This window comes from Nocardia vermiculata NBRC 100427 (assembly GCF_001613265.1).
Lineage (GTDB): Bacteria > Actinomycetota > Actinomycetes > Mycobacteriales > Mycobacteriaceae > Nocardia > Nocardia vermiculata.
Map to the genome: position 1 here is coordinate 105,953 of NZ_BDCA01000019.1, position 18,000 is coordinate 123,952.

The 18,000-nt window shown below is 68.5% G+C and carries 18 protein-coding genes; 8 read left to right on the forward strand and 10 right to left on the reverse strand.

Going from position 1 to position 18,000, the window contains the following annotated elements:
• Position 1: 1 nt before the first annotated feature.
• The 4 genes from NV2_RS20060 to hpnC are packed head-to-tail and all read right to left on the reverse strand — an operon-like array spanning position 2 to position 4,240.
• Entirely contained in the window at positions 2-1,018 is a 1,017-nt protein-coding gene (locus NV2_RS20060) for a polyprenyl synthetase family protein (protein ID WP_067876540.1), read from the reverse strand.
• Positions 1,015-2,490 carry a hydroxysqualene dehydroxylase HpnE gene (gene hpnE, locus NV2_RS20065; protein WP_067876543.1) on the reverse strand — a complete coding sequence of 492 codons (1,476 nt, stop codon included), beginning with the start codon at positions 2,488-2,490 and terminating at the stop codon, positions 1,015-1,017. Before hpnE ends, NV2_RS20060 begins: the two co-directional genes overlap by 4 nt.
• On the reverse strand, positions 2,487-3,383 hold the full coding sequence (gene hpnD / locus NV2_RS20070) for a presqualene diphosphate synthase HpnD (protein WP_218019009.1): 897 nt from the start codon (positions 3,381-3,383) through the stop codon (positions 2,487-2,489). The genes hpnE and hpnD overlap by 4 nt, the downstream gene beginning before the upstream one ends.
• A gap of 2 nt (positions 3,384-3,385) precedes the next feature.
• Positions 3,386-4,240, reverse strand: coding sequence for a squalene synthase HpnC (gene hpnC / locus NV2_RS31960; RefSeq protein ID WP_067876549.1), 855 nt, complete (start codon positions 4,238-4,240; stop codon positions 3,386-3,388).
• Between the two features lie 104 nt (positions 4,241-4,344).
• On the opposite strand from hpnC, the gene NV2_RS20080 reads away from it, so the two are divergent.
• Positions 4,345-5,565 (forward strand): PucR family transcriptional regulator, encoded by a 1,221-nt coding sequence (locus NV2_RS20080; RefSeq protein WP_084475132.1) that lies wholly within the window; start codon positions 4,345-4,347, stop codon positions 5,563-5,565.
• On the opposite strand, the gene NV2_RS20085 is transcribed toward NV2_RS20080, so the two are convergent.
• Positions 5,562-7,316, reverse strand: a complete 1,755-nt coding sequence (locus tag NV2_RS20085) for a sensor histidine kinase (protein WP_245662689.1) — start codon at positions 7,314-7,316, stop codon at positions 5,562-5,564. The two genes, NV2_RS20080 and NV2_RS20085, sit on opposite strands and share 4 nt — an antisense overlap.
• Positions 7,309-7,986, reverse strand: a complete 678-nt coding sequence (locus NV2_RS20090) for a response regulator transcription factor (protein WP_067876555.1) — start codon at positions 7,984-7,986, stop codon at positions 7,309-7,311. The genes NV2_RS20085 and NV2_RS20090 overlap by 8 nt, the downstream gene beginning before the upstream one ends.
• Before the next feature lie 120 nt (positions 7,987-8,106).
• On the opposite strand from NV2_RS20090, the gene NV2_RS20095 reads away from it, so the two are divergent.
• The gene (locus tag NV2_RS20095; protein WP_067876558.1) at positions 8,107-8,490 is read left to right on the forward strand and encodes a PepSY domain-containing protein; all 384 of its coding nucleotides are present in this window, start codon (positions 8,107-8,109) and stop codon (positions 8,488-8,490) included.
• Between the two features lie 24 nt (positions 8,491-8,514).
• Here NV2_RS20095 and crcB (NV2_RS20100) read toward each other — a convergent pair whose 3' ends face one another.
• From crcB (NV2_RS20100) to NV2_RS20110, 3 genes are read right to left on the reverse strand one after another with little or no spacing between them, the layout of a single operon-like run.
• The gene (gene crcB / locus NV2_RS20100) at positions 8,515-8,871 is read right to left on the reverse strand and encodes a fluoride efflux transporter CrcB (protein WP_067876561.1); all 357 of its coding nucleotides are present in this window, start codon (positions 8,869-8,871) and stop codon (positions 8,515-8,517) included.
• Positions 8,868-9,308 carry a fluoride efflux transporter CrcB gene (crcB, locus tag NV2_RS20105; protein WP_067876566.1) on the reverse strand — a complete coding sequence of 147 codons (441 nt, stop codon included), beginning with the start codon at positions 9,306-9,308 and terminating at the stop codon, positions 8,868-8,870. Before crcB (NV2_RS20105) ends, crcB (NV2_RS20100) begins: the two co-directional genes overlap by 4 nt.
• Entirely contained in the window at positions 9,305-9,952 is a 648-nt protein-coding gene (locus NV2_RS20110) for a phosphatase PAP2 family protein (RefSeq protein ID WP_157102986.1), read from the reverse strand. The genes crcB (NV2_RS20105) and NV2_RS20110 overlap by 4 nt, the downstream gene beginning before the upstream one ends.
• A gap of 137 nt (positions 9,953-10,089) precedes the next feature.
• On the opposite strand from NV2_RS20110, the gene NV2_RS20115 reads away from it, so the two are divergent.
• Positions 10,090-10,848 carry a LysR substrate-binding domain-containing protein gene (locus NV2_RS20115; RefSeq protein WP_067876572.1) on the forward strand — a complete coding sequence of 253 codons (759 nt, stop codon included), beginning with the start codon at positions 10,090-10,092 and terminating at the stop codon, positions 10,846-10,848.
• A 131-nt stretch (positions 10,849-10,979) separates the two neighbouring features.
• Here the strand turns inward: NV2_RS20115 and NV2_RS20120 are convergent, their stop codons facing one another.
• Positions 10,980-11,264 carry a DUF2631 domain-containing protein gene (locus NV2_RS20120; protein ID WP_084475158.1) on the reverse strand — a complete coding sequence of 95 codons (285 nt, stop codon included), beginning with the start codon at positions 11,262-11,264 and terminating at the stop codon, positions 10,980-10,982.
• A 169-nt stretch (positions 11,265-11,433) separates the two neighbouring features.
• Here NV2_RS20120 and dxr point away from each other — a divergent pair, with 169 nt between their 5' ends.
• The 5 genes from dxr to NV2_RS20145 all read left to right on the forward strand — a co-directional run bounded on the left by dxr (position 11,434) and on the right by NV2_RS20145 (position 17,973).
• Positions 11,434-12,579: a 1-deoxy-D-xylulose-5-phosphate reductoisomerase gene (gene dxr / locus NV2_RS20125; RefSeq protein ID WP_067876699.1), complete on the forward strand. Its 1,146-nt coding sequence runs from the start codon at positions 11,434-11,436 to the stop codon at positions 12,577-12,579.
• A gap of 21 nt (positions 12,580-12,600) precedes the next feature.
• Positions 12,601-13,821, forward strand: coding sequence for a M50 family metallopeptidase (locus NV2_RS20130; RefSeq protein ID WP_067876575.1), 1,221 nt, complete (start codon positions 12,601-12,603; stop codon positions 13,819-13,821).
• Between the two features lie 157 nt (positions 13,822-13,978).
• On the forward strand, positions 13,979-15,109 hold the full coding sequence (ispG, locus tag NV2_RS20135) for a flavodoxin-dependent (E)-4-hydroxy-3-methylbut-2-enyl-diphosphate synthase (RefSeq protein ID WP_210749704.1): 1,131 nt from the start codon (positions 13,979-13,981) through the stop codon (positions 15,107-15,109).
• Between the two features lie 107 nt (positions 15,110-15,216).
• Complete coding sequence (locus NV2_RS20140) at positions 15,217-16,077, forward strand: GNAT family N-acetyltransferase (protein ID WP_245662690.1); 861 nt, start codon at positions 15,217-15,219, stop codon at positions 16,075-16,077.
• An 81-nt stretch (positions 16,078-16,158) separates the two neighbouring features.
• The gene (locus NV2_RS20145; RefSeq protein WP_067876702.1) at positions 16,159-17,973 is read left to right on the forward strand and encodes a penicillin-binding transpeptidase domain-containing protein; all 1,815 of its coding nucleotides are present in this window, start codon (positions 16,159-16,161) and stop codon (positions 17,971-17,973) included.
• The last annotated feature ends 27 nt before the right edge of the window (positions 17,974-18,000 follow it).

Below are 18,000 nucleotides of genomic sequence, written 5' to 3' on the forward strand. Positions count from 1 at the left end.
CCTATGCACTCCGTTCCACGATGAAATCCGCCAGACCGCTGAGCTCCCGGCGGTATTCGGGGGTGATGGGCACCGAGTCGAGCGCTTGCTGCGCGGCCCGCACCCGCCGTCGTGCCTCCGACCGGGCCCAGCGGCGGCCACCTGCGGTGTCGACCAGGCCGGCGGCCGCGCGCAACTCGTTCTCGGTGGGCTCGTTCGACTGCGCGAACCACTGCGCCAGCGCACGCCCGGCAGGACGGCCGGATTCCAGACTCCAGGTCACCGGCAACGACTTCTTGCGCGAGCGCAGATCCGAGAACACCGGCTTACCCGTGGTCGCAGGCTCGCCCCAGATCCCGAGCAGATCGTCGACCAACTGGAATGCGATCCCGATATCGTCGCCGTAGGACCGCAGCGCGGCGACCGTCGCAGCGGGTGCGTCGGCCAGTACCGCGCCGATCGCCGCGCTCGCCGCCAGCAGTGCTGCGGTCTTACCGCCGGCCATCTCGAGACATTCGGCCAGCGTCACATCGTCGCGATGTTCGAAGTCGACGTCGGCGGCCTGGCCGCGGATCAGGTCCTGGGTGGCCCGGCCGATCAGGCGGGCGGCGTCCACGGCCCGCGGTGAACCCGAATCGAGGAGCACTTCGTGGGCCAGTGACAGCATCGCGTCGCCGGCCAGCACGGCTACCGCATCGCCCCAGACTGCCCAGACCGTGGGGCGGTGGCGGCGGGTGGCGTCACGATCCATCAGGTCGTCGTGGACCAGCGAGAAGTTGTGTACGAGTTCGACCGCGACCGCACCCGGCACCGCACACCGGTCGTCGCCGCCGGCGGCATGGGCGGCCAGCATCGTCAGCCGTGATCGCACCGACTTTCCGCAGTCGCCGGCCACCGGGCGGCCGTGTTCGTCGCACCAGCCGAGGTGATAGGCGACCACCGGCCGGATGGCACCGTCGAGTCGTCCGACAGCGTCGAACAGCGCCGCGCGAACGGCCTGTCCGTCGGCGTCGACAGTGGACAGGGCAGTTACCGTCATCTGATCACCTCCGATATCCGCGAGCGTGGGTCGGGTATCTCGGCGCGATCGGATGCGCCGGTACGGGAACCTTCTTCCGAGAACTGCGAAATGATCTCTGCCGCAGCGTTTTCACCGCTGCGAACGGCACCTTCCATCGTCGCCGGCCAGCCGGTCGAGGTCCAGGCTCCGGCCAGCGCGAGGCCGGGCATTGTCGTGTGCGCGGGAGGCCGCAACCGCGCGGAACCGGGGGCGGGACGGAAGGTCGCGTGCCGTTCTCGCGTGACGAAGAAGTCGAGTACCCGTGCGTCGCGGGCCGCCGGCAGCATCTGTTCGACGGCGGGCAAGAAGCGCTGCCGCAGCTCGGCGGTGGGGGTGTCCACGAAGGCGTCGGCGGCCGACACCGACACTGCGACATACTGGGCGCCCGCCGGCATCGGGGCCGGGGGAGCGGTATGGAGTGCGTCGGCGGGGGATGCGGTGTGCCCCGCCGGCTGCTGCCCGGAGGTCAGCCCCGCGGCGGCCGTGCGGTCGAAGATCCACTGCACCTCGGTGCCGACTCCCGCCCGCATCGGCTCGTGCAGCACCCGCCGGTCGTAGACCACATGAATATTGACGATCGGCGAACTACCCAGGGCCGCAGCCCAGTTCGGTGGCAGGTCGACCGCGGCAGCGGGGAGCAGTGCCTGCGCCGCGGTGTGTGGAACGGCGCAGATCACCGCATCGGCAGCGACGTCGCCCGGTGCGGTGCCGACCGTCCAGGCCGTCCCGCACGGCCGGATCCCGGTGACCTTCGTCCGCATCGAGACACGCACACCCGCGTCGGACAAGGCCACGAGCCCCGCATCACCGTGCAACTGCCGCAGCGGAATCCGGGACCATCCGATATCGGCTGCGTCCGAATCGGTGAGCAACCCGATCTGGAACACCGTCGCCGCCAGCGCCAGCGAGACGTCGTCGGCGCGGGCGTTGAGGGTGGCGATCCCGACCAGATCCCACAGGGAGTCGATGGCATCGCGGTGCTGCCCGTGGGCGCGCAGCCATGCGCCGAAGCTCGTGGTGTCGGTGCGCGGATCGGTGGTGTCGACGGCGCGCAGTGCTAGTGCGGCCCAGGTGAATCGCATCCGCGCCGCGGGGGACAGCCACGGGTAGCGCAGCAGCGACCAGCCCAGATGCAGAGGTGCGGGCAGCGGTGATCGACTCAGCCGACCGGTCCGCCCGCCGCCCGACACCGCGATATCGAGCCGGGGCTGCAGGTGTACCGCGTCACGCATACCCAGGCGACGCAGCAGGGCCAGATAGTGCTCACAGCATCGGAGGAATACGTGCTGGCCGTTGTCGACCCATAGCCCGCCACGGGTGAACGAGGAGGTCAGACCGCCCAGCCACGGCCGGGATTCGAAGAGCTGCACCGAATGCCCGGCATCCGCGCAGCGCAGCGCCGCGGTGATCCCCGCGAGACCACCACCCACTACGGCCACTCGCACGGTCATCGCGACCGCCCGAGCGCCGTCATCGAATACTGCAGCAGTGCGCCGGAGGCGACCCGGGTCTTCTCGCGTCCGCTCAGCGACAACCGCCGGTCGTACACCGCCACCGGATTGGCGTGAATCCGGTTGTTGAGCCGCCGGTAGATGCCCGCCATCGCCGCACAGCAGGCGGCGCTGCGCCCGTCGAGGTGCGGTAGGAGCCGCATGCCCAGGCAGTACCAGTTCTCGGCGCGTTCGGTGGCGGTACGGATGAGTGCGGCCAGGCCACCGTTGGGATCGTCGAGTGCGCCACCGGCGTCGAGTTCCAGTCGCACGCCGAATCGGCTGAGGTCGGCCTGGGGCAGGTAGATGCGGCCGTTGAGCAGATCCTCGCGGATATCGCGCAGGATATTGGTCTGTTGCAGCGCGATCCCCAGCTGATCGGCATACAGCGGTGCACTGGGTTCGTCGGTCGAGCCGAAGATCGACAAGCACAGCCGCCCTACCGCGCCGGCCACGCAGCGGCAGTAGTGGGTGAGTTCGTCGAAGTCGCCGTAACCAACGCCGTCGACATCGGCTTGTACGCCGTCGATCAGTTCGCCGAACGCACCCATCGGCACCGGAAAGCGGCGCGCCGAGTCGGCGACGGCGAACAGCACCGGATCATCGGTGTCGGCGCCGCCGCCGATCCGGTCCAGATCCTTGCGGAGCAGCCGCAGCGCCTCGGTTTTCGCGGCCGGCGCACCGTCCTCGTCGCCGATGTCGTCGATCCGCCGGGCCAGGGCGTACAGGGCACACAGCGCCGATCGCTTCTCCGGGGGCAGCAGCCGGATGCCGTAGTAGAAATTCTTGGCCTCGGTGCGGGTGATCTGCTCACACGCGGTATAGGCCTGGGCCACCGTGGGGCCGACAGCGATGCTCACGGCGTCACCACCGTCGCCTTGCCGAGCAGGGTGACCATCGCGGCCACCGTGTCGACATGCCGGGGCCGCACCGGTGCACTCCACACATCGCCTTCGGCGGCGCGCAGCGCGCGCACGGTCGCGTAACCGCCCGCGATATATCCCGCGACGGCGATGCGTGCCCATCCGGTCAACCGCGCCACCAGCGGCGCGCCCTCGCCGAGGAGCGACTCACACCGCTCCACCTGGGTGAGCACCAGTGCACGGCAGGCCGGATCGCCCGGCCCACCGGTGGCCACGCTCGCCTCGGCGATCCCGGCGGCGGCGAGGTCGTGTTGCGGAAGGTAGATGCGGCCCGCGGCGTAGTCCTCGGCGATGTCCTGGCAGTGTTCGAGCACCTGGAGCGCCGAGCAGACCCGGTCGGACAGGGCGACGGTGTCCGGAGTGGACTGGTCGAATACCGCGAGGACCAGCCGGCCCACCGGATTCGCGGACAAGCGGCAGTAGCCGAGCAGATCGTCGAAGGATGCGTAGCGGTGGACCCGCTGGTCTACCAGGTTGGCCTCGATCAGCTCCTGGAACGCCTCCTGCGGCAGCGTGCAGGCAGTGACGGTCGAAGCGAGCATCTGCAGGACCGGATCGTCCGGTGTGTGGCCCTGCCACAAGGCCGTGACCTGGGCGCGTAGCGCCAGGAGCTGCGACACCCGGTCTCCGGGTGCCGCGTCACCGGTCTCGTCGATTAGTCTGGTGGCGGCGTAGACCGCGTGCAGGTGTCGGCGTGGTTCCCGCGGCAACCACCGCAGCGCGACGGGAAAGTTTTCTTCCTTTTCACGGGCCCGCAGCCGGCGGGCCGGGGCGGTCGCTGCGTCCATGGTTCGATGGTGACCGCAACACAGGGTTCAAATCTTCAACGGTTCAAGTGATTTCGCTCGACGTTTTTTGTATCCGGACGATAATCGAGTCGGAGAGGACTCGAATGAGCGATTCCCATCATGAAATTCCGATAACACCGGAGGCGTTGGAGCAGCTTTCGGAGGAACTCGACGCTAGGATGCCGGACCTCCTCGACGAGGTTCGTGATCTCCTGGCGGCCGAATGGCCCGACTACGCGCGCTATCTCGACGAGCATCGTCCCGAAGTGGCCGAGGTCGGCGTGCTGTTCGTCCATCGGATGCTGGATCTCGCCGAACACGGCCCCCGAACCGATGACGGCGCAGGTGAGGCCGTTACCGCACCCACCCAGCTGGTTTTCGAACAGGTCGGCCGCCAGCAGTTGCAGGACGGTGCGGATCTGTCGGACCTCCTGGGTGCGTACCAGGTGGGGGCCCGGGCAGCGTGGCATCACGTGGCCGAAACCGCGCTCAAACTGGATCTGGGACCCGAAGTGCTGGCGATCCTGGCCGAAGCCGTCTTCGCATTCGTCGACGAATTCTCTGCAGCCTCCGCGCACGGCTATGTACTGGAACAATCCGCCTCCAGTGCAGCGCGCGAGCGGCACCGTGAGGAATTGTCGGAAATGCTGCTTTCGGGCAGATCGGACACGATCGCGATCCGCTTGGCAGCCGACCGGGCCGGTTGGCAATTGCCCGCCGAGGTCGCGGTCGTGCTCGTGGACCCGGCCGATGCGCGTTCCTGTGGCGTGGTGGAGCATTTCGGCAGTCAGTGCCTGCCCATCCGCCGCGACGACGCGGTCGGCGCGATCGTTCCCAACCCGGGCCTGGCCGGGCGCAGTATCCGGCTGGTGGCCGCGTTGCGGGACTGTTCGGCAGTGATCGGCGACTCCCTGAGCCTGGATCTGCTGCCCGCCGGTATGCGGGTCGCGCGGATAGCCCTGCGATTACGCAAGGCGGGTGTGTTGACGGGGACACCGGTGATGGTGGCCGACGAGATCGACACCATCATCGCCAACCGGGACGAGTGGCTGCTGGAGTCGCTGCGCGCCCAAGTGTTGCGGCCGCTGCAGGAACTGACCGACGGCAAGCGAGATCGGCTGGTGGAGACCCTCAAGAGCTGGCTGTGGAATATGGGTGACCGCCACGCCATGGCCGACGAACTGCACATCCACCCCCAAACCGTGCGCTACCGCATGGACAGATTGCACGACGTCTTCGGTGACACCCTCGACTCCCCCCGCGAACGAGCCCGCATGTACCTGGCCCTGACCTGGACCAGCGGAAACGGCGTGAACCAGGGCTAGTGCGGCTCGGCCGAAACCCCGCCGGAGCGAAGCGGCGGCAATTCGACACGGAAGAGGGCGCCACCGTCCTCGGCGTCGCGCACCTCGATGGTGCCGCCGTGTCCGGCCACGACGTCGGCGACGATGGCCAGGCCCAAACCGGCGCCGCCGTCGTCGCGGCTGCGGGCGTCGTCCAGGCGCACGAATCGTTGGAATATCCGGTCGCGGTCGGCTGCGGCGACGCCGGGGCCGTCGTCGCCGACCTCGAGCACGACCCGGCCGTCGCGGCGTTCGAGATGTACGCGGACGAGTGCGGTGGCGTGGCGTTGCGCGTTGTCGACCAGGTTGCCCAGTACTCGGGCGAGCTGAATGCGGCTGCCTTGCACCATGAGCGATTCGTCGGGGAGCTCCAGTAGGGTGCGGTGCCGGTCGCCGGCTCGGCGGGAGAGTTCTTCCCGGACCAGGGTGGTCAGGTCGATCTCGTCACGGCGGGGTTGTTCGCCGGAGTCGAGGCGTGCGAGGAGCAGCAGGTCGGTGGCGAGTTGCTGCAACCGGACGGTGTCGTCGACGACACCGTCGAGGTCGAGTAGCTGAGGATGGGCGCGGGCAACTTCGAGTTGGGTGCGCAGACTGGCGATGGGGCTTCGTAGTTCGTGTGCGGCGTCGGCGATGAAGCGGCGCTGTCGTTGTGCGGAGTTTTCCAGCGCGGACAGTGTGACGTTGGTGGTCCGTGCGAGTCGCGCGATCTCGTCGCGGGCGGCAGGTTCGGGGACCCGGCGGGACAGGTCGCCGTCGACGATTTCGGCCAGTTCGGTGCGGATCGCCTCGACCGGTCGCAGTGCACGGCGGGTTACGAGCCAGGTGACCGCGGCGACGACCGCGAGCAAGGGGCCGAGCCCGAGCAGCATGGCGGTGCGTACGCCGGAGACGGCACGGTCGGCGATACCGAGTGAGGTCGCGGAGTACACCGTCAGTGGGCGGCCGCCGGGTGTGGTGACGGACACGGCGGCGATGCGGTAGTCGTGGCCGCCGGTATCGGCATCGGCCACCGGGAGTCGCCCGTCGTGGAGGGCGACGTCGCTGCTCACTGTGCCCGGATCATCGTGTGGGCCGGGGCTGTCCGAGGTGGTCGCGGTGTCCGGCAGGTTCGTCAGCGCCGGGCCCGCCGAGGTGGGCGAGGTGTCGCGGGTGCCGCCCGCCCGGCGTTCGCTGTCGGAGAGGCCGTGTGACGCTGCCGAATCGTCGTCGTCCGTGTCGTCGTCATCATCCTCGTCGTCATCCTTGTCGTCCGCCGCCGCCTCCTCGTCGTCGGTGTCGTCGTCGGAGCGCTCGTCGTCCGAACTGTTGCTGTCCGTGTCGTCGCGGTCGGACTTCTCGTCCGAGCCGGCGAGGTTCACCGGGTCCCCGGATTGCTCTGCGGATGTCACGTCCCGGCCGGTGCCCAGGATCGGCCCCGGTGGTAGGTCGTCGGCGGCGGCCAGCACCACACCGTCGCGTGAAATGACCTGTACCGGTTGCTGGTCCGCGTCCGGGAGGTTCAGCTGGGCGAGATCGGCACCGGTGGCGATGCGGTCGGCGATCGCCCGAGCATTCGTCTCGGCCTGCAGGCCGGCGCTGTCGACGAGGTTGTGCCGCAACACTGTCAGCACCGCCGCCCCGGCGGCGACCAGTGCCACCGCCACGACCACGGTGGCGCATGTCGTGGTGCGCGCCCGCACGGAACTCCACCAGCGCAGCCGGCGGGCGGGAGTGTCGTCCGGTGGCTCAGCCACGGGCAGCCACCAGCCGGTATCCGGCGCCACGCACGGTCAGGATGCTGCGGCGGCCGAACGGGGCGTCGATCTTGCGGCGTAGTGCGCTGATGTACACCTCGACGATATTGGGGTCCCCGTCGTAGGCGAAATCCCAGACATGGTCGAGGATCTGGGCCTTCGGCACGATCTGTTCGGCACGCAACGCCAGATGCTCGAGGACCGCGAATTCCTTCGCCGTGAGGCTCACCGGCTGGTCGCCGCGGCGGCAGATGTGTGTCGCCGGATCGAGCGTCAGATCACCGACCCGGACCATCGGCGCGCCGCCACGGGTGTTGCGGCGCAGCAGGGCCCGGATGCGGGCCAGCAGAACCACGTACGAGAACGGTTTGCACAGGTAGTCGTCCGCACCGGTGTCGAGTCCCTCGGCTTCGTCGTACTCGCCGTCCTTGGCGGTCAGCATCAGCACCGGTGTCCGATCGTCTTCTGCGCGCAGCGTGGCGCAGATCCGGTAGCCGTTGATCCCCGGCAGCATGATGTCGAGAATGATCAGGTCGTAACCGTTGGTGCGGGCCATGTGCAGGCCGTCGACGCCGTCGTGCGCGACGTCGGTCGCGAAGCCTTCCGCGGCCAGCCCTTTCGCAAGGGTGTCGGCCAACCGCTTCTCGTCCTCCACGATCAGTAGGCGCATGGGGATCAGCTTCGCAGATTCTTCCTGAAGGGAATTTCAGGTTGCTTCAGCGAGCCTTCAGGTAGCCGCTGCCATGGTGGTCCCGTTGCCGAAATATCCACGGGTACAGGAGGAACCATCATGGGATCGATCTCGAGCAGGATCTACCGCGGGATTCGCTGGCTGCTGATCGGCGCCGCGGCCGTCGCGACGGTCGGCACCGGCAGCCTGGCGGTGGCCGGCTGGTCGGACAATGGCCGGCAGCACGCGGCCTACGAGCCGGTCGCCGCCGTCCGCCCGCTGGCCGAACGAGCTCCCGCCGGCCCCGCGATCGACCGTAACCGGGCCGTCGAGGCGGCGCGCCACGAGATTCCGGACGCCACGGTGCTCTCGGCCGAACTCGACGACGAAAAGGGAACCCAGGTCTGGGAGGTCGACCTGCGCGATGCCCGGGGCGCCGAGTTCGAGGTCACCGTGGACGCGACCAGTGGCGCCGTGCTGTCGGCAATGCGGGACGACGACTGAACCGCCCGGCCGACTCGCGAGGCGCTACAGCGCGTGGCCGACCGCGTAACCGGCCAGCGCCGCGGCGAGTCCGCTCACCACGCTGACCACTACGTTCAGCACCGCGTAGAGCGTCACCCGCTGTTCGAGCAGGCGCACGGTCTCGTAGCCGAAGGTGCTGTAGGTGGTCAGTGCACCGCAGAAGCCGGTGCCGGCGAGCGCGAGTACCGGGGTACCGACGGCGGCACCGGTCAGGGTGCCCAGGATCAGGCAGCCGACGATGTTCACCGTCAGTGTGCCCCACGGGAATACGCTGTCGTGGCGGCCTTGGACGAATCGGTCGGTCAGATAGCGGACCGGGGCGCCGATCATCGCGCCGACGAAGACCAGGAGCACCGTCACGGCCGCTCACCTGCTATCCGGTCGCGCAGGACAGCGAACCGGGTCAGGGTGACTCCGGCCAGTACGGCGAGCAGCGCGGCGAGCACGGTGCCGGCGAGGTAGACGAATCCGAGGATCACCGAGTCGGCGGCCAGCAGGCCGCGGAATTCCACGGCGTAGGTGGAGAAGGTGGTGAATCCGCCGAGGAAACCCACGCCGAGGAATGGCCGCACCAGCCGGTGGGCGGACCAGACCTCGGTGATCAACACCATCAGGATGCCGATGGCGAGGCACCCGAGAACGTTCTCGGCGAATGTGCCCCAGGGGAAGTGACCGGGCCGGGTGGGCAGCAGCTGCGACAGCCCGTAGCGGGCGAGGCCGCCGAGACCGCCACCCAGCGAGATCACCGCGAGCACGGGAACGTGCTCGCGGACAAGGGCGGCCCGGTGCTCGTTCACCTGCGCGCGGCGGGGATCTTCGCGGTCTCGGCGACCAGCGGGGCGAGGGCGGATTCTCTCAGCCTGTGCACCACCGTGGTCGCGGGGCGCACCAGCAGCAGGGTGATCGCGAGAGCCACGGGAACCGCCAGGACCGCCGCGCCGAGAACGTCGTGCGGATAGTGCGCGCCGACATAGACCCGGCTGAAACCTTCGAGCAGCGCGATGACCAGCGTGATCCAGCCGAGCCGTCGATTCAGCAGGAAGAGGACGGTGACGGTGGCCGCGGCCGTGGTGGTGTGCCCGCTGGGGAACGAGTAGTCGCTGAGGACCGGACATTCGTCGACGAAGTAGGCGGTCGGTACACCGCGGCACGGACGTGGTTCGGCGACGATCACCTTCACCACTTCGGCGACCATGTAGGTCGCGACGACGCTGACCGGAGCCAGCAGCGCCAGCGCCATCGACCGATCGTCGCGGCCGCGCGCCAGCCACCACCCGGCGACCATCAGGACTCCGAACAGCACCAGCGCGGCGTCGGTCCACAGGAGCATCGCCTCGTTGAGCCACCGAGTGTTGTCGGCGAAGTCGGTGATGGTGGTGAACAGCGGCCGATCGATTCCGGGGCCGCCGGCAGCCATCGGGGCCTGGGAGGGGGTCGTCAACGCGTATCCGATCTGATCTGGCCCGGGATCTCCGGGCGAGCGGGGGAGGTGTCGCGATCATTTCTACCGTGTCCGGCGGGTGAGCACCCTGGCGACCGCTGCGGTCCGGTCCGGTGCCCGTGCCATAACCTTGCCGTATGACCGAATCTGCTCCTGCGCTGCGCATCGGCTACGTTCCGGGCGTCACCGTCGCCAAGTGGGCGCGGGTGTGGGCCGAGCGGTTCCCGGACGCACCACTGGAGCTCGTTGCGGTGCCGCAGGCACGGCAGCGTGACGCCCTGGTGCGGGGTGAAGTCGATATGTGTTTCGTGCGGCTGCCGCTCGATCGTGCGGAGCTGCACGCGATTCCGCTGTACAGCGAAGTCGCGGTGGCGGTGGTGCCGAAAGATCACCCGATCGCGTTGTTCGACGAGGTGAGCCTGGCGGACCTGGACGGCGAACGGATGCAGGATGCGAGCGATATCGATGCGCTGGACGCAACGGTGGAGCTGGTAGCCGCGGTCGGTGGGGCGGCCGTGGTCCCGCATGCTCTGGCGCGGCTGCATCACCGCCGGGATCTGATCTTCCGCCCGGTCACCGATGTCGAACCCACCCAGGTTTCGCTGGCGTGGCCGATCGACGATCCGGGCGAGTATGTCGAGGAGTTCATCGGAGTGGTGCGTGGGCGTAGTGCACGCAGTTCCCGCACCGCCGGTGAACGGGATCGCCGCGGCCGCGGTGAGGCGAGCGGACGGTCGGGCAGCGCTGCGGGAACGGACCGCCGTGCTCCGGGCTCGTCGGCGGGCACCGGACGTCGGGGCGGTGCGGTTCAGCGTGGTGACGCTGCGCGGCGGGCCGGTGCCGCGGGGCGGGGGCGTCCGGGAAAGAGCGGGCCCCGCAAACGGCGCGGCCGGTAGGTGCCGCAGCGGCGGGGCCGGATCCGTGTAGCGCGGGCGGGCCGAGGACGACGCCGCCGGGGACAACACGGCGCGGCCGCCGAGTCGGTGGACTCGACGGCCGCGCGGGTAATGCTGCGGGACCGACCGACTCAGCGCGGCTTGCGGCTGATGATCGAATCGCGGATCAGGATGGCGGCGATTGCGGCCGCGAAGCCGATCAGGAAGATGTAGCCGGTGTCGCCGGTGCCCGACGACGAGCCCTGCTGGTTCTCGAACAGCATGGCCAGCAACAGGACCACGACGACCCAACCGGCGATCCGGAAGGTGCGCCGGGATTCACCGCTCCAGCCCCATGCGGCGGAGGGAACTTCAGCGGGATCGACCTTGGTGACAACGCCGGCGTTCTCGGCGGGTTCCAGTTCCGTGGCGGCCACGTTCGCTCCCATCATTCCGTGATCGCTGCGGCTCCGGTACGTCGTGCACCGTGAGTTCCGCAGGTCGTGAAGGTGACTGTGTGAATATGGTTGCATACGACCGGCCGTCGTAGCCAGCGGGGTGAGCGTCGCGTCGGTTCGGCGGGTACCGACCGTGGACAATGAGTGCGTGTCCGACATCGTGAAAGTTCTGCTGCTGGGCAGCACCGGCTCCATCGGAACCCAGGCCCTGCAGGTCATCGCCGCCAACCCGGATCGTTTCCGCGTGGTCGGCCTGGCCGCCCGCGGCGGCAGTCCCGAGCTGCTCGCCGAGCAGATCCGTGCCACCGGCATCGATATCGATGCGGTAGCCGTCGCCGAGCCGGCCGCCGCGGCGCAGCTCGGCGTGCCGCTGGCCGGCCCGGATGCGGTGACCGAACTGGTCCGCCGTACCGACGCCGATGTGGTGCTCAATGCCCTGGTGGGCTCGCTCGGACTGCAGCCGACTCTTGCCACCCTGGAATCGGGGCGCCGGTTGGCGCTGGCCAACAAGGAATCACTGGTCGCGGGCGGCAGTTTGGTCACCCGCGCCGCGGCACCCGGACAGATCGTTCCGGTCGACTCGGAGCATTCGGCGATGGCGCAGTGCCTGCGCGGCGGCCGTGCCGAGGAGGTGGCGCGCCTGGTGCTGACGGCGTCGGGCGGGCCGTTCCGGGGCTGGAGCACCGAGATGCTGGAGTCGGTCGGTCCGGACGAGGCGAAGGCCCATCCGACCTGGTCGATGGGCCTGATGAACACGCTGAATTCGGCCACCCTGATGAACAAGGGGCTGGAGCTGATCGAGGCTCACATGCTGTTCGGCATCGACTACGACAGGATCGATGTCACGGTGCATCCGCAGTCGATCGTGCATTCCATGGCGACCTTCACCGACGGCTCCACCCTGGCTCAGGCCAGCCCGCCCGATATGAAGCTGCCGATCGCGCTGGCGCTGGGCTGGCCGGACCGCGTCGCCGGCACCCTCGCTCCGATCGACTTCGGCACCGCGTTCACCTGGGAGTTCGAACCCGTCGACAACGAGGTGTTCCCGGCGGTGGAACTCGCCCGTACGGCCGGTAAGGCCGGTGGCAGTATGACCGCGATCTACAACGCGGCCAACGAGATCGCCGTGCAGGCCTTCCTCGACGGCGTCCTGCGCTTTCCCGATATCGTGCGCACGGTGGCGAGGGTGATCGAGTCGGCAGACCGCTGGAGCGAAGAACCCAGTACGTTGGACGAGGTGCTCGCGGCGGACGCGTGGGCGCGGCAGCGTGCGCGCACGCTCGTGAGCAACTGATTCAGGAGGGTTCTGCACCGCATGGGCTTCGTGATCGGATTCGTGCTGTTCGCCCTCGGCATCACGCTATCGGTGGCGCTACACGAATGTGGCCACATGTGGGCGGCGCAAGCCACCGGCATGCAGGTGCGCCGCTATTTCGTCGGCTTCGGGCCGAAGGTGTTCTCGTTCCGTCGCGGCGAGACCGAGTACGGCCTCAAGGCACTGCCGCTGGGCGGTTTCTGTGATATTGCCGGGATGACCGCGCTCGACGAGGTCCCACCGGAGGATCTGCATCGGGCGATGTACCGGCAGGCCACCTGGAAGCGGCTGGTGGTGATGTTCGGCGGGATCGCGATGAACTTCCTGCTCGGCTTCCTGCTGATCGTGCTGCTCGCGGTCGCGTGGGGCCTGCCGCGCCTGGATTCGCCGCCGGCCACCCAGATCTATCCCGGATGTGTCGCCCCGCAGAATCCGGACGGCTCGATGCAGAAGTGCCCCGGCCCCAGTCCGGCGGAGGCAGCCGGTCTGCAGCGCGGTGACCTGGTCACCGCGATCGACGGCAAGCCCGTCGAGAGCTGGAAAGATCTGCAGTCGATCACCGCGAAGTCGTCGGAGCCGCTGGTCTACACCGTGGAACGGGACGGGCAGACGCTGCAGCTGACGGTGACTCCGCAGCGGGTCGCCACCTATCCGTTGCAGTCTCCCGACAGTTCCGAACGGGTCAGCAGCCCGGTGTACGTGTACAAGGTCGGCGTCGGCCAGGACTTCTACGGTCCGGTCAAGCACGACATACTGTCGGCGATTCCTGCGTCGGTGTCGTTCACCGGCGATATGTTCGGGCGCACCTTCTCCGCGTTGGCGCAGATGCCGAGCAAGGTGGCCAGCCTGTGGGATGCCGTCACCGGCGGTGAGCGCGACGCCGATACCCCGGTCAGTGTGTACGGTGCCAGCAAGATCGGCGGCGAAACCGCCGAGCACGGGCTGTGGGGTGCGTTCGTGCTGGTGCTGGCCAGCTTGAACTTCTTCCTCGGTGCCTTCAACCTGCTGCCGTTGCTGCCGCTGGACGGCGGCCACATCGCGGTGGTGATCTTCGAGAAGCTGCGCAATCTGTGGCGCAACCGTAAGGGCCTGCCCAACGGTGGCCCGGTCGACTACATGAAATTGTTGCCTGCCACCTATGTCGTGGTGGTCATCGGCGGCGCTTACATGATCCTCACCCTGGTCGCCGACATCGTGAACCCGATCAAGCTGTTCCCCTGAGCGCGGTTTCCCGGCCCGGGGCGGGCCGTGTGCGGGTGGTGTCGGTGCTCTCACAGATCGGCGCCATCGGGTCCGCATTAGACTCGGGGCGAACGGGTGCACCCAGAACGCAGACGAAAGTAGGCAGCCGAACGTGAGCACAGCCACCACCCTGGGGATGCCGGCGCCGCCGGCAGCGATCCTCGCACCGCGGCGTAAGACTCGCCAGCTGATGGTGGGCTCGGTGGGAGTGGGCAGCGATCACCCCATCTCGGTCCAGTCCATGACGACGACCAAGACCCATGACGTGAACGCGACGCTGCAGCAGATCGCGGAGCTCACCGCGTCGGGCTGCGACATCGTGCGGGTGGCGTGCCCTCGGCAGGAGGACGCCGACGCGCTGCCGATGATCGCGAAGAAATCGCAGATCCCGGTGATCGCCGATATTCATTTCCAGCCGCGCTACATCTTCGCCGCGATCGACGCCGGATGTGCGGCGGTCCGGGTCAACCCGGGCAACATCAAGGAGTTCGACGGCCGGGTCGCCGAGGTTGCCAAGGCCGCGGGGGCGGCCGGTATCCCGATCCGGATCGGTGTGAATGCCGGTTCCCTGGACAAGCGCATGCTCGAGAAGTACGGCAAGGCCACCCCCGAGGCGCTGGTCGAGTCGGCGCTGTGGGAGGCGAGCCTGTTCGAGGAGCACGGCTTCGGCGATATCAAGATCTCGGTGAAGCACAACGATCCGGTGGTCATGGTGGAGGCGTATCGCCAGCTGGCCGCGCAGTCGGACTATCCGCTGCACCTCGGGGTCACCGAGGCGGGACCGGCCTTCCAGGGCACGATCAAATCCGCGGTGGCGTTCGGCGCGCTGCTCGGCGAGGGGATCGGCGACACCATCCGGGTGTCGTTGTCCGCACCACCCGCCGAGGAGGTCAAGGTCGGTGCGCAGATCCTGCAGTCGCTGAATCTGCGTCCCCGCAAGCTGGAGATCGTGTCGTGCCCGTCGTGCGGCCGCGCGCAGGTCGATGTCTACACCCTGGCCAACGAGGTGACCGCCGGGCTGGAGGGGCTCGAGGTGCCGTTGCGGGTCGCCGTGATGGGGTGTGTGGTCAACGGTCCCGGCGAGGCGCGCGAGGCGGATCTGGGGGTGGCCTCCGGTAACGGCAAGGGCCAGATCTTCGTCAAGGGTGAGGTCATCAAGACCGTGCCCGAACACCAGATCGTGGAGACCCTGATCGAAGAGGCCATGCGCATCGCCGAGGACATGGGCGGCGACGACGCCGGAGCGCCTGTCGTCACGGTGGGATAGCGTGACGGAGCAGTAGGGAGTCCTGCGTGTCCCGCGCCACGCGCATTCCGATATCGGAGCCGAGTAAAGCCCCCGCATGCGAGCGCCGTTCATGGCAGGCTGTGGATGTGCGGAGTGTGCTGGAACCGTCGCGCCGGTCACGGATTTCCGGTGCGCGTCAGCTCGCCGAACGCGATCTGGCGCGGGTACTGCAGGTACTGGACACCGATCCGGTTGCCTGCTGCATGGTGGCCGCGCGCCTGCAGGAATGCGGGCTCGACAGTCGCGGTGCCGGTGAGCTGTGGACGCGGGGCAGCCCGGAGGATTCGCTGTGCTTCTCCGGCGCGAATCTGATTCCGTTGCGTGGCACGATCGACGATTTGCGTGCGTTCGCCGACCGTGCCGGGCGCTGGCCGCGGATCTGTTCCTCCGTGGTCGGACGCCAGGAGCTCACGCTGCCGCTGTGGGACATGCTGGAGCAGCGCTGGGGCCCGCCCCGGGAGATCAGGGCCGATCAGCCGCTGCTGGCGCTGGCCGGTCGCTCGCAGGCCCTGCCCGATCCGAAGGTGCGCCGGGTGCGCGCCGATGAACTCGAGCGCTATCTCGTCGCCGCGGTGGCGATGTTCACGGAGGAGATCGGCGTCGACCCGCGTGTGGGTGACGGTGGCCGCGGCTATCGGCGGCGGGTGGCGAGCCTGATCCGGACCGGCCGCGCCTGGGCCCGGTTCGAGGACGGTGAGGTGGTCTACAAGGCCGAGGTCGGCGCCATGTCGCGCGACACCGGCCAGATTCAGGGCGTGTGGGTGCATCCGCAGTGGCGCGGTCGGGGGCTGAGTATCGGCGGCACCGCGGCGGTGGCCGATGCGATCGTGGCGGCCGGGCGTACCGCGAGCCTGTATGTGAACTCTTACAACGAGGTTGCCCGTCGCGCCTACGACCGAGTGGGGTTTCACCAGGTGGCGACGTTCGCCACCGTGCTGGTGGACTGACACGCCGCCGGAGGGTGTGGCAAAACCAGTGTGTCGCAACGGGTACCGGCGACATCCTGGCTACCATCGGTGGTGATGTCGATGGGAACAGAGGTGCTGCGGTGGTGGGGGCGCCGCGTGCTGGCGGTGGGTGCTGCCACCGCCGTGGTCGTCACGGCGGGCGCATGCTCGTCCGGACAGCAGGGGCCGGTGGCGGCTGCGGACAGGTTTCTGTCGGCATTCGCCGACCATGATCCGACCCGTGCGGCCGGGTTGACCAATCAGCCCGAGAAGGCCGCCGCCGCACTCGATTCGGCATGGGAGAACCTACAGGCGGGCAAGCTGAGCGCGCATTCCGGTTCGGCCCGGGTGACCGGCGATACCGCCACGGTCGACTACACCTACCAGTGGACGCTGCCCCGGGACCGGGTGTGGACCTACTCCGGTCAACTGCAGCTCGGCCGCAGTGATGGGCAGTGGCAGGTGCGCTGGTCCGCCTCCGATATTCATCCTCGCTTGGGTGATACCCAGAGTCTGCGGTTGCGGGTGACTCCGGCGCCACGGGCGCGGGTCAACGAACGATCCGGCAGTGATGTACTGGCTCCGGGTGTGGTGCACCGCATTTCGTTCGCCGTCGCGGCGGCACCGGATCCCGGCTATGTGGCTCGGGCGCTGTCGGCCGCGTTGAAACAGTTCGACGACACCCTGGTCCCCGAGTCGATTCTCACTGCTGCTCGTAAGGCCGAAGGCTCCTATCCGGTCATCGCCCTCAGCGATCGGGAATTCGAGCAGGCCGGTGGGCAGCTACTGGGGCTGCCGGGTGTCACCATCGAGCGGCAGGGCGATCTGGTGCCCACCGACCGTCATTTCGCTCCCGACCTGATGACCCAGATCCACAAGACGGTCATCGACGAGATCGACGGTAAGGCGGGCTGGAGTGTGGTCGCGGTCAATGCCAACGGTGCCGAAACGGGGGTGCTGCAGGAGGTGGCTCCGCAGCCGGCGCCGTCGTTCTCGCTGAGCCTGGATCGTGGTGTGCAGAATGCGGCGCAGCGAGCGGTCGACGGTCGCCGGGAGCAGACCATGATGGTGGTGATCCAGCCGTCGACCGGCGCCGTTCTCGCGGTGGCGCAGAACGAGGCGGCCGATGCCGACGGCCCGATCGCCACCATCGGACTGTATCCGCCCGGGTCCACTTTCAAGACCGTCACGGCGGCGGCCGCGATGTCGACCGGGCTGGCCGGACCCGACACCACGGTCCCGTGTCCGAGTCGAATCGTGGTGGGGGAGCGCACGATTCCCAACTACGATATGTTCTCTCTCGGTGATGTGCCGATGTCCACCGCCTACGAGCGGTCCTGCAATACGGCCTTCGCGAAGTTGGCCAGTGAACTGCCGCCGGACGCCCTCACCGATGCCGCGGCGCAGCTGGGAGTCGGCCCCGACTATGCGGTGACCGGGTTGCCGACCGTATCGGGTTCGGTGCCGCCGGCCGAGGATCTGGTGCTGCGTACCGTGGACGGAATCGGCCAGGGAAAGGTGCTGGTGAGTCCCTTCGGCATGGCACTGGTCGCGGCGACGGTGGCGAACGGTTCGGTGCCGACGCCGTATCTGATCTCGGGGTACGACACCGTGGTCGACGGTGACCGACCGGCGCTGAAACCGGAGGTCGTCGACGGCCTGCGGGAGATGATGCGACAGGTGGTCACCGGCGGCACTGCCGCGCGCATCGCCGATCAGGGCGAGGTCTTCGGTAAGACCGGTGAGGCGGAGGCCGGGGGCGGATCGCATTCCTGGTTCATCGGCTATCGCGGTGATCTGGCCTGGGCAACCTTGCTGGTGCAGGGCGGCAGCTCCGACAATGCGGTCGCCGTCACCAGGGATATGCTGGCCGCCTTGCCGGCATCGAGTTCGTGAGACGCGTGACCGGACGCCGACAGCCGG

What these genes read in the sequence shown, in the direction of transcription:
- NV2_RS20080 (WP_084475132.1), top strand. Translation starts at nt 4,345, where the DNA reads ATGAGCGATTCCCATCATGAAATTCCGATAACACCGGAGGCGTTGGAG.
- NV2_RS20130 (WP_067876575.1), top strand. Translation starts at nt 12,601, where the DNA reads ATGGGCTTCGTGATCGGATTCGTGCTGTTCGCCCTCGGCATCACGCTA.
- hpnC (WP_067876549.1), bottom strand. Translation starts at nt 4,240, where the DNA reads ATGGACGCAGCGACCGCCCCGGCCCGCCGGCTGCGGGCCCGTGAAAAG.
- NV2_RS20145 (WP_067876702.1), top strand. Translation starts at nt 16,159, where the DNA reads ATGGGAACAGAGGTGCTGCGGTGGTGGGGGCGCCGCGTGCTGGCGGTG.
- ispG (WP_210749704.1), top strand. Translation starts at nt 13,979, where the DNA reads ATGCCGGCGCCGCCGGCAGCGATCCTCGCACCGCGGCGTAAGACTCGC.
- NV2_RS20060 (WP_067876540.1), bottom strand. Translation starts at nt 1,018, where the DNA reads ATGACGGTAACTGCCCTGTCCACTGTCGACGCCGACGGACAGGCCGTT.
- NV2_RS20115 (WP_067876572.1), top strand. Translation starts at nt 10,090, where the DNA reads ATGACCGAATCTGCTCCTGCGCTGCGCATCGGCTACGTTCCGGGCGTC.
- NV2_RS20095 (WP_067876558.1), top strand. Translation starts at nt 8,107, where the DNA reads ATGGGATCGATCTCGAGCAGGATCTACCGCGGGATTCGCTGGCTGCTG.
- hpnE (WP_067876543.1), bottom strand. Translation starts at nt 2,490, where the DNA reads ATGACCGTGCGAGTGGCCGTAGTGGGTGGTGGTCTCGCGGGGATCACC.
- NV2_RS20090 (WP_067876555.1), bottom strand. Translation starts at nt 7,986, where the DNA reads ATGCGCCTACTGATCGTGGAGGACGAGAAGCGGTTGGCCGACACCCTT.